Below are 13,550 nucleotides of genomic sequence, written 5' to 3'. Positions count from 1 at the left end.
GGGGAACCACCAGGTGGGCGCCGGCCGGGCCACGACCGCGTGCCCGCCGCCTGCGCTCGCCGTGCTCGCGTTGCCGCCCCGGCCGGCGGCGCCGGCTCCGGACGGCAGCGGGTGCGCCTCACCCGCGGGCGAGGGCCGTGCGCCGGAGTCCGGCTCGTCGCCTCCCCCCCACGTGTTGACATCCGTCAGCGCGGCCAACTTGTCCGAGACGTCCCCGGCGCTCACGCCGCATCCGACGCCGGCGAAGGCGACCACCAGCCCCGCCGCGGCCAGCAGACCAGCCGTTCCCCCGTTCCCATGGCTCCGCCCCACAGTCGACTCCTTCCGGATCGGCAGTTGTGCCGACTGCCCGCCTCCTTATGAAGGCTCGTTGGGGAGGTTAGCCATATCGAGAACGACAGGTGGACGATTCTCTCAAACGATCTCAATTTCATCTCATTGTGCGAGAGCCTCAAATTGCCCAAATGCCTCAGCAGTCGCAGGTTAAGGGTATTAGTCGGGTTTAACGGGCCGGCCGTCATCCCATTTATTGCCCTGCCATACGTTCCCCGGCCCGTGCGCGTCCCAGTACGCCACCGGGCCCGCCTGCCCGCCCTTCGGCCACACCTTGCGGCTGAACACGTTGCCGATCACCTTGACGTTCGACGAGGTGCCCTTGACGCCCGCCCCGGCGTACAACGACCAGCCGCCGCCCGCCAGCAGGTTGTCCTGCACGGTCACGTCGTGGACGACGCCGAAGTCCTGGAACAGCGAGATCGCGCCCGTCTGGTCGAGCGTGTTGACGGCCGTGTTGTGGCGGATGATCAGCTGGGTGCCCGGAGCGGGCGGCCCGGACGACATGATCATGTCGATGTGGTCGCCCTTGTAGAGCTTCGGGTCGTGGACGTAGCAGTCCTCGATCAGTCCCTGCTCGGTGCTGATGCCGTTCGAGATCGTGTGGATGTCCGCACGCCTGACCGTGATCATCCCGCCCTGGTTGAGGATCCCGAACTGCGTGCGCTCCCTGCCGTTCCCGAAGATCTCCACGTCCTGGACGGTCAGGCCCGAGAAACCCTGCCGCTGCAGGATCCCCCACCAGCCGGGGATCCCGCGGACGCGCGTGTTGCGGATGGTCACGTCGTCGGCCTCGACCGAGATCTCGCCGTGCACGTCGAGGCCGTCGATGACGGTCCCTTCCCTGGTCACCCTGATCGACCCGGACGGGCGAAGGGGCGTGCCCGGGGGGACGCCGGTGGTGTCCGGCCCCGGCCACTCCCGGGCCTCGGGGCTCGCGGGCACCCTCGCGCTCGGGGACGCGGCCGGCCGGGTTTTCTCCGGAGGGCGGCCACCCGTGTCGGACGTCGCCGCCTGGCATCCCGACACCAGCGTCAGCGCGACGGCCCCCGCCACCGCCGAGAGCCGCCTCACGGGCCGTCGCCGACGCCGCGGAGCTGCGATCGCGCCTGCTCCAACAGCCGTTGCAGGTGGAGGCCGTGGTGGACGTCGACGGTGTGCGGCACTCCGGACCGTACGGTGGCCGCGAACTCCGACCGGACGTTCTCCCGGGTCGGCGCCGAGTCATCGGCCAGCTCACGGAAGTCGAGGACGAGGGCGCCCTCCCGCCCGTACAGCTCCACCGTCTTGTGGTGCCCGTGCGGCGAGCCGATCGAGCCGCACAGAGCGAGCTGGCTCACCGCGCCCTCCCCCTCGTGCACACACGTCAGCGCCATGTACCCGTGCGGATCGCCGACCGCCATCACATCCTTCACCGTCCCCAGCGCCGCGTCGAGGAGGTCGAGGGCGTGGAACCCGAAGTCGTCGAGGACGCCCTGCCGCCTGCGCCAGGGGGTGGCGTAGGCGGCGGAGAAGAGCTCGTCGGTGAGATGGCGCGCCTGGGCGCCGCGCGCCCGGAACCGTCGCGCCCGGTCCAGGAACTCGCGCACCTGGGGCCGGTACCGCCGGGTGAGCATCAGCTGGGTCGGCACGCCCGCCGCGTCGACGGCCTCCGCGAGCGCCGTCGCGCCGGCGAGGTCGGGGGCGAGCGGCTTCTCCAGGAGCACGGCCCGCCCGGCCCGAGCCGCCCGGACGGCCATGGACACCTGCACCTCGGGGGGCACGGCGAAGGCCACGGCCTCGCAGGCGTCCAGCAGCAGGTCGTAGTCCTCGAACGCCGGTACGGCGAAGCGCGCGGCCACCTCGCGTGCCCGCTCGGGCCGGCGCGACCACACGCCGGCCAGGCGCGTCTGCGGTCCGGCGGCGAGCATCGGCGCGTGGAACCCCGAGCCCCAGGGACCGGCGCCGACGAGTCCGACGGCTACCGGTCTCACTTGCGGGCGAGCAGGTCCACCAGGGCGGGGGGCGTCCACCGCTTGATCGTCTGCCGGAAGCTGCTCTTCCACTCCTCGCCGGGCCGGCGCTTGAACACGGTGGTGTGGTCGTCGCCGGTCTCCTCGCCGGGACGGCCGTTCGTGTAGTAGTAGAGCGCCATGGAACGGCGCGCCCGGTCGTCGGGGCAGGTGAGCGGATCGGGGTGCCCGTGGTTCGCGTCGTCCGTGGTGGCGAAGACCACGAACCGGTTGAAGACGGGCAGGATCTTGTGCTCGCAGCGGGTCATGTCCACGTCCCAGAGCTGCAGGTGCCCGCCGTAGCTCTCCTCCCAGTCCTTGTTGAGGTAGAGCAGGCCGTTGAGGCGCCGGTCGAGGTTGAGCCTGCGGTGCCGGTTGAAGTCCGCATGCACCTTGAGGAATCCACCGGGCCGGATCTGGTGCAGCCCGCCGCCCTCGAAGTGGGGGTCGGAGACGAGCTGCTCGATGCCGGTCAGCCGCTCCAGGAACTCGACGAAGACCTGGCCGTTGAACTCGGCGAGCAGGTTCCGGGTGGCCGGGCCCATCCGCTCGGTGTCCGAAAGGGCCAGCTTGATCTCGCGCGAGCTGTCGAACTGCTGCCAGCTCGCGTCCCGGGGCTCCGGGAACTCGTCGAGCACGGGCTCCAGCGCGCCGGGCGGGAGGAAGTCGTCGATCACCACGTGCCTGAAGGGCTTCGCCTCGAGGAAGGAGACACGCCAGCGGTCGGCGAGCGGGAACAGCTCCTCCCGGCGGAAGGTGAACGTCTCGGTCTCCTGCATCCGCTTCTCCATCCCGGCCCGCTCGATTCGAAGGGCCCGCCAGGCTCCGGTCTGAATATCGCGCGGGGAATCGACATCCGTTACAGCCGGATTGGAACGCTCGAAGGGTGGATTGCGGGGCCGTCCCCGCCGCCCTAGCATGCGCCTGGCGGAGACTGTCCGACTGCCGGAGGACCGCATGCCCGAGACCCCGCGGATCGCGGTCGTCATCGTCACGTACAACAGCGCGCCGGTCCTGGCCGGCTGCCTGGAGTCGCTGCCGGCCGGCGCGCGCTCGACCGGCCTCGTCAGGGTGGTCGTGGCCGACAACGCCTCGCGGGACGAGTCCGTGGCGATCGCCGAGCGGGCGGGAGCGACGGTCGTCCAGGTCGGGCGCAACGCGGGCTACGCGGCGGCCATCAACGCCGGGATCGCCTTCCTCGACCGAGCGGGGGATCTCGACCGGCTCGACGCGGTCGCCGTGCTCAACCCCGACTGCCGGGTGCGGGAGGGGGCGCTGGCCCGCCTCGCGGACGCGCTGCGCGCGCCTCGCCGCGGCATCGCCGTCCCCCGGCTGGTCACCCCCGAGGGGCACACGTACCCGTCGCTGCGCCGCGCGCCCACCGTACGCGGGGCGCTGGCCGAGGCGCTGGTCGGCGGGCGGCTGGCGGGCCGGATGTGGCGGCTCGGCGAGGTGATCGCCGACCCGCGCCGCTACGAGACGGCGGGCCGCGCCGAATGGGCGACCGGCGCGGCCATGCTCATCTCCGTGCCGGCCATCCGGGAGCTCGGGCCGTGGGACGAGTCCTTCCTGCTGTACAGCGAGGAGACCGAGTTCGCGCTGCGCGCCGGCGACCGCGGCTGGATCCTCTGGTACGAGCCCGGCGCAGTGATCGAGCACATCGGCGGCGAGGCGAACGTGAACCCGGTCCTCGCCGCGCTGCTCACCACGAACCGCGTGCGGCTGTTCAGAAGGCGGCGCGGTCCCCTCGCCTCGTCCGCGTTCTTCATGGCCGTGGTCCTCGGCGAGGCGGTGCGGACCCTCGTGGGGCGCCGGACCGCACGGGCGTCCCTGGTGGCCCTCCTGCGGCCGTCGAGACGCCTCCGGGCGCTCCCCTGACCGGCGGACCGGGACGGTCCGGGGACGCGGTCGTAACGGAGAAGCGGCGGGCCGCGACTACACCGGTGTGAAAGTGACGCGACTCGCCATCGAGGGCGTGCTGCTGTTCGTCCCCGTGCCCCACCACGACGAGCGCGGCTTCTTCACCCGGACCTTCGACGCCGCCGTGGCGGCCGAGCAGGGACTCGATCCGGCCGCCTTCATCCAGGACAGCCAGTCGCGCTCCCGCCCGGGGACGATCCGCGGCATGCACGGCCGCTCGGGCAAAGGCGAGGCGAAGCTCGTCCGGTGCGCCCGCGGAGCCGTCCTCGACATGCTCGTGGACGCCCGTCCCGGCTCCCCCACCTTCGGCGAGCAGGTGTCGGTGCTGCTGGACGACGAGACCTTCGCCCACCTCTACGTGCCTCCCGGCATCCTGCACGGCTACCAGGCGCTGACCGAGGCCGACGTCTGCTACCGCATCGACCGGGAGCACGACCCGGCGGAGGACCTCGCCGTACGGTACGACGACCCCGATCTCGCGCTCCCCTGGCCGCTGCCCGCGGGCGCGATCAGTCGTCGCGACCTGTCAGCCGGATCCTGGGCCGACCTGCGCGCCCGCCTCACGGCGTAGCCCGGACGCCCCGGCCCCGTCGCCGCCGGGTGCGGCCGCCCGGGCGGCGTTCTCGTCCTTGACGGTGCGCAGCAGGGCGCCCGCGGCGCCGATCAGCAGGAACATCAGGCTGGTCACGCCCGGGTAGGAGAGCAGGTCGAACGTGGCCGCGGTGACGAGCGGGACCAGCAGGCACGCGGCGACGGTGAGGGCGAGGTTGCGGACGTTCGGGTCGCCGCTCAGCCGGCGCGCGCGCAGCGCCGTCGCCACCCCGCAGACGAGGATGCCGACGAACGCGACCACGCCCACGATGCCGGTCTCCACCAGCGAGAGCAGGTACTCGTTGTCGAACACCTGGTGCTTGTACGGGTACCAGGTGCCGAGCCCTCGGCCGAAGATCGGATATTTCGCGATCTCCAGCAGCGCGAACGGGTAGTCGTGCGTGCGGTAGAGGATGCTGTCGTCCGAGGTGGCGTTGGCGAACAGGTTGTAGAAGGTGCCGAGCAGGCCGGGGGCCGCCGCCTTCATCACGACCAGGAACACGGCGAGCGCCCCCAGCGTCGCCAGCCACCGCCTGACCGGCCACCCGGGGAACAGCGTCAGCGCGATGACGACCAGCCCGATCACCGCCGACCTGGACACCGAGAACATCAGCCCGGCCGCGATCACAGCCGTGGCCAGCCACCAGCGCAGAGCCGGCTCGCCCCGGCTGCCCGCCCGGAACGCGTAGTGGGCGCCGAAGGGCAGGATCATCGCGCAGACGACCCCGAGCTCGATCGGGTGGCCCAGCGTCCCGGCCACCCGCCGCAGGTCCGCCCTCGACATCACGGTCTCCGTGCCCTCCACCGAGGTGTGCCGGAAGCCGGGGAGCGTCATGTAGGAGGTCGGGTCGACGTTCAGCAGGTACTGGAAGGTGGCGACCACCGAGACCACGACCCCCGCCACCACGATCGTCTTCATCACGAAGTCGAGCCGGTCGCGTCCCCGGACGCCGTCGCAGACGACGAGCACCAGCCCGACGTAGCCCACGAACAGGACCAGGGAGTGGTCGGCGAGGTTGAGCTCGTCGGAGCTGAGGTATCCGAGCGCGCCGAAGCCGTAGCAGGTCAGCAGCGCCATACCGAACGCGAAGATCCCCGTGCGGACGGGGTTCGTCCCCTTGGCCGCGCCGAGGGTGGAGGTGAACTGCGCGAACAGCCAGACCAGGAGGAGGACGAGGGCGAGGATGTCGGCGAGCGACAGCGACATCGGCAGCCCGCGCAGCACCAGGCGGGCCGGGATGAGGAACAACGCCAGCACGAACAGGCAGACGAGCGTCGCGCCGTCGGCCCGGCGTGGCGTCGCCGTCTCCAGCGTCTCGATGGCCACGGAACGCGCCGATCAGCGCCGCAGCAGCGGCCGGGCCGCCGCCCGCAGGCCATGGGGGACGGGGACGCCGTTGACGGCGAGCGGGGGCTCCGCACGGCGGGCACGGCGGGCCTGGGCCATGCTCTCCACCGCGAACGCGGCGGCCATGGCGAGGAACAGGCCCATCGCCAGCGCCACGAACGCCGCCCGCAGCCTGCTTCCCGTCTTCTCCTCTGGCGTGGTCGGCGGCACGACCTCGAGCGCCTTGAGGTAGGTGGCGGGGGGCGCGCCGAGCGCGCGCTGCTGCTCGACCAGCTTCTCCTGCGCGAGCCGGTTGAGCCGCACGACCACGTCGTACGCCTCCTGGGGCGTGGGGGCCTCGGAGGAGATGACCACGAACGGCACGGTGATCATCAACTCGGGGTTGGTGGTGCCGTTGCTGACCTTGAACGTCGTCCGTCCGCCGGGCCGCACCCCCGCCTTCTCCGCGATCTCCGCCGTGTTGAGCCCCTGGATGAGGATCGACGCGGACAGGCCCAGCCCGCTGTCGATGTTGACGATGGGGTTGACCACGGGATTGGGGAACTTGGGATCCGCCGGCACGCTCCCCCCGTCCCGCGGGACCGTGAGCGCGAGGGCCGAGGAGGAGACGTAGGTCTTCGGGAACTTGACGTAGACGCCGGCCGCGCCGGCGAGCACCAGCGCGAAGACCGGGAAGGTGACGTACCACCTCCGGAACAGGACGAGGACGGTGGCCCAGAAGTCCATGCCTCAGTCCTTGTCGTCGTCCGCGCGCGTGTCCCTGACCACGCTCACGAACCGGCGGTCGATGCCGTTGGGCGGCGTCTCGTCCGCCTCCGGCCCGTCCTGCCCGTCCTGCCCGTCCTTCACGACGGCGATCTCCTGGGTGTCCCACAGGATCGGGTCGGCGTCGTCCGGGAGCGCGTCGTCGTGGCCGGCGGTCTGGAGGACAGGGGGACGCGACTGCTCCGGCGACTCGGCGCCGGCGACGTCCACCGGCCGCGCCTCCTCGCCGGGTGTCACCGCGTCGTGGGGACGAGGGCGGGCGGCCCTGCGCCGCAGCGCGTACGCGCCGGCCAGACCGGCGCAGGCGACCAGGAGGCCCGCTCCGGCCGCGCCCTGCCACCGCGCCGACTCCGACGCCTCCGGACGGGACGCCGGAACGATGTTGGCGACCGTGAGGAAGGTCGTCGGCGGCGCGCCGAGCGTCTTCTGCCAGCCGATCAGCTCCTCGCGCACCCGGCGCTGCGCGTTCGCCAGCACCGCTGAGGCGGTCCCGGGGTCGCGCGCCTGCACCCGGATGTAGATGTACGGGCCGGTGATGTCGAGGACCTTGGGGTTGCTGCGGCCGTCGTCGATCGTGATGACGGTCGGCCCGTCCTTCGGAGCGCCGAGCTGCGTCCACACGTCCTGCGTGTTCATCGACTGGATGACGATGCTCGCCGCCGTCTTCAGCGCGTCGTTGAACTGCAGCAGGGGATTGGCGCGCTCGAGCGGCCGGTTGGGGTCCTTGGAGGAGACGCCGCCGTTGACCGGGGTGGCCAGCACCAGCGAGGTGTCGGCCTCGTACGTGGTCGGGACTAGGAAGAAAGCCGCCGCGCCGGCGGCGATCGCAAGGGCCAGCAGGGGGAGCGCGACCGTCTTTCTCAGGGCGAGACCGGCGATCGTCTTCCAGAAATCCACGTGTCCCCCCGGCCTCGTCAATAGCCTTCGGCCTGCCACCAGACGTCCGGAACCTTACGGGGGGAAATCGTCGGGGTCCGCATTCCCGTTACACCGTTCCGGCAGGGGCCCGTATCCGATCGCGCCGCCGATCGTTACGTCCGCCGCCGTCGCTCCGATATACGTGCGGCGGTCGGTCCGGACGGCGACGGGAGTACGGCGGATGGAGCTCCACGCGGACCAGGCGACGGTCCCGTCCACCTCGGCCGCGCCCGCGAGGGCCCGTCCCACCCGGCTCGCCGGCCTGGACGGCATCCGCGGCCTCGCCGCCCTGTTCGTGGTCCTGCACCACTGCTGGCTGCTCTCCTATCCCGGCTTCCCGGTCAACGCGGGGCCCGCGTGGGCCGGGTGGCTCGTCTACGGGCACCTGGCCGTGGTGGTCTTCATCGTCCTGTCGGGCTTCTCCCTGGCCGTGTCCCCCGCGCGGTCGGGATGGCGGCTGGACGGCCTGCGCCGGTTCGCCTACCGGCGGGCCTGGCGGATCCTCCCGCCGTACTGGACGGCCCTGCTGTTCAGCCTCGTGGTGGCCTGGACGCTGATCCCGCAGCCGGGACAGGGCAGTCCCACCCTCAAGTCGGTCCTCGTGTACGGCCTGCTCGTCCAGGACCTGTTCGGGTCGCCGAGCCCCAACGGCGTCTTCTGGTCCATCGCGGTGGAGGCCCAGCTGTACGTGGCGTTCCCGCTGATGCTGCTGATCCTGCGACGGGCGGGGGCGGCCGCCCTGGTCGGCGGGGTCACCGTGGTCGTCGCGGCCATCGGGCTGCTCGCGCCCGCCGTCCCGGCCGTGGACCTGTTCATGCGGCTGACCCCGCAGTTCGCCGTGCTGTTCGCGCTGGGCGCGGTCGCGGCGGGCGTGGAGCGGGCGCACGGGTCGCGGTGGGTCCCCCGGCTGCCCTGGCTGGCCCTCCTCGCCGCGGTCCCGGTCCTCCTCATGATCGTGGCCGGCGGCCCGGTGTGGGTGGTCGGCCACTACTTCTGGGTCGACCTGGTCGTCGGCCCGGCGGTGGCGCTCCTGATCGCCGCCGTCGCGAGCGGCCGCCCGCGGCCCTTCGTGCGGCTGCTCGACACGCGGGCCCTGCGCCGGCTCGGCTCGTTCTCCTACAGCCTCTACCTCATCCACGCGCCGATCCTCGTGGTGCTGAACCGGCTGGTCCTCGCGCCGCGTCTCGCGCCGGGCCTGCCGGTGTTCCTGACCACGCTGGCGATCGGCGTGCCGCTCAGCCTGCTCGCGGCGTGGCTGTTCGCGTCGGTCTTCGAGCTCCCGTTCCAGCGCCACCGCGGGTGGCGGGCGCTGTGGACCGCGCTGCGCCGCGGGTAGGGCGGTCACCCCATCCTGGCGGTCACCGCACCCCGGCGGTCACCGCACCCGGGCGAGCGCCTCGGCCTCGTACTCCTCGGCGAGTTCGGACGGCATGGGCGTGAGGTCCGCGGCCCGCCTGAAGTCGCGCAGCGTGGTGCCCGCGCACCGGGCGTCGACGTTGGGCGCGCCGAGGCGGGCCCGCACGTCGTCGATGTTCACGGTGCGGAAGTCGATGCTGAAGCGCGTCCGCCCCGAGGTGTTCGGCACGGTGGAGTGCAGGTGCGCTCCGGAGAACATGAGGAAGCCTCCCGGCTCCGGCACCACCCGCACCTGCGGCTCCAGCTCGATGGCCTCCTCGGGCCTGGGCTGCTCGCGGGTGTCGCTGTGGACGTGCGCCGCCGCCGTGGGCCGGCCGACCGCCGTCCAGTCGGCGTAGTCGTACCGCTCGCTGCCGTTCGCCACGGGCCGGGCGAAGTACTGCGTGTGGAAGGCCATCACGTTGTCGGCCGACACCGGATATATCGGCATCCACCAGTTGACCTGGTTGAAGGGCGCCGAGTACCAGCAGTCGCGGTGCGCGTGGTAGGCGTACGAGATGCCGGAGGTGAGGTACTCGTCCGACGTGGACGTGCGCAGCCGGGGCACGTCGAAGTAGGTGCGGTCGAGAGCGCAGCCGGCCTCGGCGAGCACGAGCGGCAGCAGCCGCGCGCACTCGGGATGGTGGATGAAGCGCGGCTTGAGGTCGGCCAGGAGCGCCACGTAGTCCTCGACGGGCAGCTCGAACTGGGCCGTCTCCGGGTCGAGGCCCTGGAACGCCTCCTCGATCAGGGCGCGGGCGAACCCGATCAGCTCGACGGACGCGGGGGTCGCCGAGTAGACGAAGATTCCTCCCTCGTAGATCGTGCGCCGGCGGGCGTCGTCATCGGCTCCGCTGTTGGAAAAGAGCGCGGTCATAGGGAGTGCCCCTCATCTGCATAATGTTCACTCCCTATCTCGTCCGCGTCCCCCCGTTCGTTACACCAGCGGGAGCTCCGTCTCGCTGTCGGGCCGCCCGACGTACCGGCCGTAGTCGGGGTGGTCGAAGCGGTGCAGCGCGTAGATGTTGTCGTTCCAGGGAGCGGCCACGGCGCGCTTGTGGCGCAGGCCGTTGATGGGGGCCAGCTTCAGCGCCGTGTTCGCCTCGTTGAACTCCCGGATCGCGCAGAGCTCGCCGACGAACTCGTTGTGCAGGATCTGGTCGTCGTCGCCCACGGTGTCGTCCAGGTAGCAGAAGACCCGGGGCAGGAAGTACTTGTGGTCGCCGGCGAAGACGCCCAGGGCCGCCGCCGTGGACGAGTAGAAGTCCACGTCGATGGAGACGAAGCCGATGGGCGCCGGCCGCCTGTCGTCCAGGAACTCCCTCGCGGTGTCGGCGATGTTCCCCAGGATCAGCCCCGCGTCGGGCAGGCGCGCCTGGAGGGCGTCGACGTCCATGCTGAAGTCGCCCTCCCGCCAGATGTACGGCAGATCGCGGTGGTCGGTCGGCTTCGGCAGGCCCGCGCCGGTGTCGAAGCCGTACACCTCGACGTGCACGCCGGTCGCGGCCGACGCCAGCCGCGCCTGCCGGCTCATCTCGACCAGCCCGGCGCCGCCCGCCACGCCGAACTCGATCACGCTGATGCGGCCGACGCCCAGCCGCCGGGCCAGCTCGGCCGCCTGCTGCACGCCGTACGCGTAGTGGGGCCGGGGGAAGAGGTCGAGCGCGCAGCGCAACTCGTACGAGCCGAACGGCAGCCGCCGCATGACGGCGAGAGGCACCCGGCCGGGCTGCATGAGCAGCCGCGTGACGCGTACCAGGAACCGGTCGAACCCGCTTCGCGGCGAGGACGTCATCAGGGGATCCGCCTTTCGTCTGGTGCAGATCGGTTCGGTCGGCCCGGGGTCATCCCCGGATGAGGCGGACGGCGAGGCCGGTGAGCTTGCGGCCGCGGTGGGCCACCATCTGGCGCTGCCGGCGTCCGTAGATCCGGGCGAGCAGGGCCCGGGCGCGGCGGCGCTGGTCGGGGGTGAGGTCGACCGTGCGGAGGCTGCGGTACATCGCGCGGAACTGGAGCGTCGTGGCGAAGTGCGCGGTCCAGGCGGGCGCGCCGATCCCCCGGGCGATCTGCGAGAGCCGCCGCAGGCGCAGGCTGCGATGCGCGAGCGCCTCGGGCACGTGGCCCCACGGCCCGGCCAGGGCCAGCATGGTCGCGTAGACCTCGTCCTCACGGATCATCACGGGCCGCGGGATGGCCGCCACCGCCTCGCGCCGCATCATGCCGTACAGCGGGTCGAGGCGCATGTGCTCGGTCGTGACCGCCTCCCACAGCTCGGTCAGCCGGTCGACCGGGTCGTCGGAGAGCATCCCGGCGCCCTCGTAGGACGGCTTGTGCACCGAGCCGTCGGGCTCCGTGTACGTCATGTCGGTGGTCACCAGGATGAGCCGTCCGTCCGTGAGGAACGGCTCCAGCGACCGGGACACGCACTGCGGTTCGAGCAGGTCGTCGTCCCCCATCCACCGGAAGAACTCGCCCCGCGACCGGCGCAGGACCTCCACGAAGTTCCCGACCACGCCGACGTTGCGCGGCTGGCGGTGGTAGACGACCCGGCCGTCCTCCCTCGCCAGCGCGCGGCAGAACTCCTCGGTTCCGTCGGTCGACGCGTTGTCGGAGATCACGAGCTCCAGCCGCTCGTGATCCTGGGCCAGCACCGACCGCACGGCCGGCTCCATCCGGTCCGCGCCGTTGCGGACCGGCATGCCGATGGAGACGAGCTTGTCGGACCCTGGCATTCAGCTCTCCTTGGACGTCGCCTCGGCCGGCACGGGGTGGGGGCGCACGAGCGCCGTGCGAAGCCGCCGTACCGCCTGATCCCGCACCGTCCTGATCTGCTCCATCGGCACCACGATCAGGACGTAGACCAGGAACCCGGCGCCGCCCGCCACCGCGAGCTGGAGGAAGTCGCTGCCCCGCGTCAGCGCGGCGAGGGCCGCGGTGACCGCGCAGGAGACCGCGGCTCCGGCCAGCGGCCGTACCAGGGCGGGCAGGATGGGGGTCAGCCGCACGCCGGCGAGGCGCACCGCGGTCATCGCGAGCGGAAGCGCGACAAGCAGGGCGGCGGCGGTCTGGCCGATCGCCGCGCCGCGGATGCCGTCCAGGTGGGTGCCGACGATCACCGCGGGGATCGTGGCGGCGCCGTACCCCAGGTTCATCCAGACGGTCGAGCGCGTCGCGCCCCGGCCGTTGAGGATGTCCAGGGCGAGGGAGGTGAGCATGCGCAGCACCATCAGCACCGCCAGGAACCGCAGGACGCCCGCCGACTGCCCCCACTTGTCGCCGTACAGGTAGTGGATGAGCGGGTGTGCGAGCACCCCCATGAGGACGGCCAGCGGCAGGACGGCGGCGACCAGGAGCGGCACGGTCTTCTGGACGCCGATCGACAGCGACGCCTCGTCGCGCTCCGCCAGCCGCGAGAACCCGGCGATGGAGACCGAGCGGATCGCGGTGCCGATCAGCCCCGGCACCCAGCTCGACATGTTGAACGCCATCAGGTAGAAGCCGAGCCACACCGGCCCCATGATCGCGCCGACGATGATGTAGCCGACGTTGAGGAGCACGACCTCCAGCGCGATGCCCGCCGCGGAGGGGATCCCGAACCAGAGCAGCTTCGCCGCGGTCGGCCGGTCGAATCCCATCCGCCACGGCAGCCGGGCGTACACGAGCATCAGCACGCCGGTCACCACCGCGCCCGCGACCTGCCCCCAGGCGAAGCTGTACGGCCCCGCGCCGTTCGCGGCCAGGGCGATGGCCACGGGGGCGTTCACCAGGAACCCGGCCAGCACGGCCTTGGAGCTCTTGCCCACGTGGAACCGGCGCAGGAGCGTCGCGCTGCGCACCGCGGTGATCGCCTCGATGAGGATGACCGAGGTGAGGATCCGGACGACCGGCGTGGCCTCCGCGCTGCCCGCGAGCGCCGAGAAGTACGGCGCGCCCACCCAGAAGATCGCGTACAGGGTGACGGCGGAGATCATGGAGAGGGTGGTGGCGGTGGGCGCGACGTCCTCCAGCCTGCCCCGCCACTGGACGACCGCGGCCATGATCCCGATGTCCTTGACGACCATGACGAACTGGGTCGCGGCCAGGGCCACCGCGAAGATGCCGAAGTCGGCGGGGGACAGCAGACGCGCCAGCACCAGCCCCATGAGGAAGGAGCCCGCGCGCGTCGCCAGGGCGCCCAGGAGGCTCCAGCCGAACCCGCGGCCGGCCTTACGGCCGATCGCCTCGAGGTGCTCGGCGTCGGCCTCGGCCGGGGACCGCTCGCCGGCCTCAGCGCCCTGCTGCTCGTGCAT

The 13,550-nt window shown here is 72.0% G+C and carries 14 protein-coding genes; 3 read left to right on the top strand and 11 right to left on the bottom strand.

Annotation, left to right across the window (positions count from 1 at the left end; all coding sequences use genetic code 11):
- From MPTA5024_RS42350 to MPTA5024_RS19370, 4 genes are all read right to left on the bottom strand, one after another.
- Nucleotides 1–312, bottom strand: a 312-nt coding sequence (locus MPTA5024_RS42350) for a hypothetical protein (protein ID WP_198167229.1), incomplete at its 3' end; no start/stop codon positions are given.
- 180 nt (nucleotides 313–492) lie between these two features.
- Nucleotides 493–1,407 carry a right-handed parallel beta-helix repeat-containing protein gene (locus tag MPTA5024_RS19380; RefSeq protein WP_036325439.1) on the bottom strand — a complete coding sequence of 305 codons (915 nt, stop codon included), beginning with the start codon at nucleotides 1,405–1,407 and terminating at the stop codon, nucleotides 493–495.
- Nucleotides 1,404–2,306 (bottom strand): Gfo/Idh/MocA family protein, encoded by a 903-nt coding sequence (locus MPTA5024_RS19375; protein ID WP_036325437.1) that lies wholly within the window; start codon nucleotides 2,304–2,306, stop codon nucleotides 1,404–1,406. Before MPTA5024_RS19375 ends, MPTA5024_RS19380 begins: the two co-directional genes overlap by 4 nt.
- Nucleotides 2,303–3,103: a 2OG-Fe(II) oxygenase gene (locus MPTA5024_RS19370; protein ID WP_036326830.1), complete on the bottom strand. Its 801-nt coding sequence runs from the start codon at nucleotides 3,101–3,103 to the stop codon at nucleotides 2,303–2,305. The genes MPTA5024_RS19375 and MPTA5024_RS19370 overlap by 4 nt, the downstream gene beginning before the upstream one ends.
- A gap of 178 nt (nucleotides 3,104–3,281) precedes the next feature.
- Between MPTA5024_RS19370 and MPTA5024_RS19365 the strand changes: the two genes are divergently transcribed.
- A complete protein-coding gene (locus MPTA5024_RS19365; RefSeq protein ID WP_036326828.1) occupies nucleotides 3,282–4,202 on the top strand; it encodes a glycosyltransferase family 2 protein in 921 nt (306 codons plus the stop codon).
- A 73-nt stretch (nucleotides 4,203–4,275) separates the two neighbouring features.
- Nucleotides 4,276–4,815: a dTDP-4-dehydrorhamnose 3,5-epimerase family protein gene (locus tag MPTA5024_RS19360; protein WP_232326536.1), complete on the top strand. Its 540-nt coding sequence runs from the start codon at nucleotides 4,276–4,278 to the stop codon at nucleotides 4,813–4,815.
- Here the strand turns inward: MPTA5024_RS19360 and MPTA5024_RS19355 are convergent.
- Genes MPTA5024_RS19355 through MPTA5024_RS19345 form a run of 3 tightly spaced genes read right to left on the bottom strand, consistent with a single transcriptional unit; the run spans nucleotide 4,771 to nucleotide 7,845 of the window.
- A complete protein-coding gene (locus MPTA5024_RS19355; RefSeq protein ID WP_051458355.1) occupies nucleotides 4,771–6,162 on the bottom strand; it encodes an O-antigen ligase family protein in 1,392 nt (463 codons plus the stop codon). The genes MPTA5024_RS19360 and MPTA5024_RS19355 overlap by 45 nt on opposite strands.
- 12 nt (nucleotides 6,163–6,174) lie before the next feature.
- The gene (locus MPTA5024_RS19350) at nucleotides 6,175–6,909 is read right to left on the bottom strand and encodes a hypothetical protein (protein WP_036325433.1); all 735 of its coding nucleotides are present in this window, start codon (nucleotides 6,907–6,909) and stop codon (nucleotides 6,175–6,177) included.
- 3 nt (nucleotides 6,910–6,912) lie between these two features.
- Nucleotides 6,913–7,845 (bottom strand): hypothetical protein, encoded by a 933-nt coding sequence (locus MPTA5024_RS19345; RefSeq protein WP_036325431.1) that lies wholly within the window; start codon nucleotides 7,843–7,845, stop codon nucleotides 6,913–6,915.
- 202 nt (nucleotides 7,846–8,047) lie between these two features.
- Between MPTA5024_RS19345 and MPTA5024_RS19340 the strand changes: the two genes are divergently transcribed.
- Nucleotides 8,048–9,202: an acyltransferase family protein gene (locus tag MPTA5024_RS19340; RefSeq protein WP_051458354.1), complete on the top strand. Its 1,155-nt coding sequence runs from the start codon at nucleotides 8,048–8,050 to the stop codon at nucleotides 9,200–9,202.
- Between the two features lie 39 nt (nucleotides 9,203–9,241).
- Here the strand turns inward: MPTA5024_RS19340 and MPTA5024_RS19335 are convergent, their stop codons facing one another.
- Genes MPTA5024_RS19335 through MPTA5024_RS19320 form a run of 4 tightly spaced genes read right to left on the bottom strand, consistent with a single transcriptional unit; the run spans nucleotide 9,242 to nucleotide 13,550 of the window.
- Nucleotides 9,242–10,138 (bottom strand): hypothetical protein, encoded by an 897-nt coding sequence (locus tag MPTA5024_RS19335; protein WP_036325430.1) that lies wholly within the window; start codon nucleotides 10,136–10,138, stop codon nucleotides 9,242–9,244.
- 60 nt (nucleotides 10,139–10,198) lie between these two features.
- Complete coding sequence (locus tag MPTA5024_RS19330) at nucleotides 10,199–11,056, bottom strand: hypothetical protein (protein ID WP_051458353.1); 858 nt, start codon at nucleotides 11,054–11,056, stop codon at nucleotides 10,199–10,201.
- A gap of 49 nt (nucleotides 11,057–11,105) precedes the next feature.
- Nucleotides 11,106–11,993 (bottom strand): glycosyltransferase family 2 protein, encoded by an 888-nt coding sequence (locus tag MPTA5024_RS19325; protein WP_036325429.1) that lies wholly within the window; start codon nucleotides 11,991–11,993, stop codon nucleotides 11,106–11,108.
- Nucleotides 11,994–13,550 carry an oligosaccharide flippase family protein gene (locus MPTA5024_RS19320; RefSeq protein ID WP_084369803.1) on the bottom strand — a complete coding sequence of 519 codons (1,557 nt, stop codon included), beginning with the start codon at nucleotides 13,548–13,550 and terminating at the stop codon, nucleotides 11,994–11,996.

Source organism: Microbispora sp. ATCC PTA-5024 (assembly GCF_000511135.2).
Lineage (GTDB): Bacteria > Actinomycetota > Actinomycetes > Streptosporangiales > Streptosporangiaceae > Microbispora > Microbispora corallina.
This window is presented reverse-complemented; position numbering and strand designations above follow the sequence as displayed.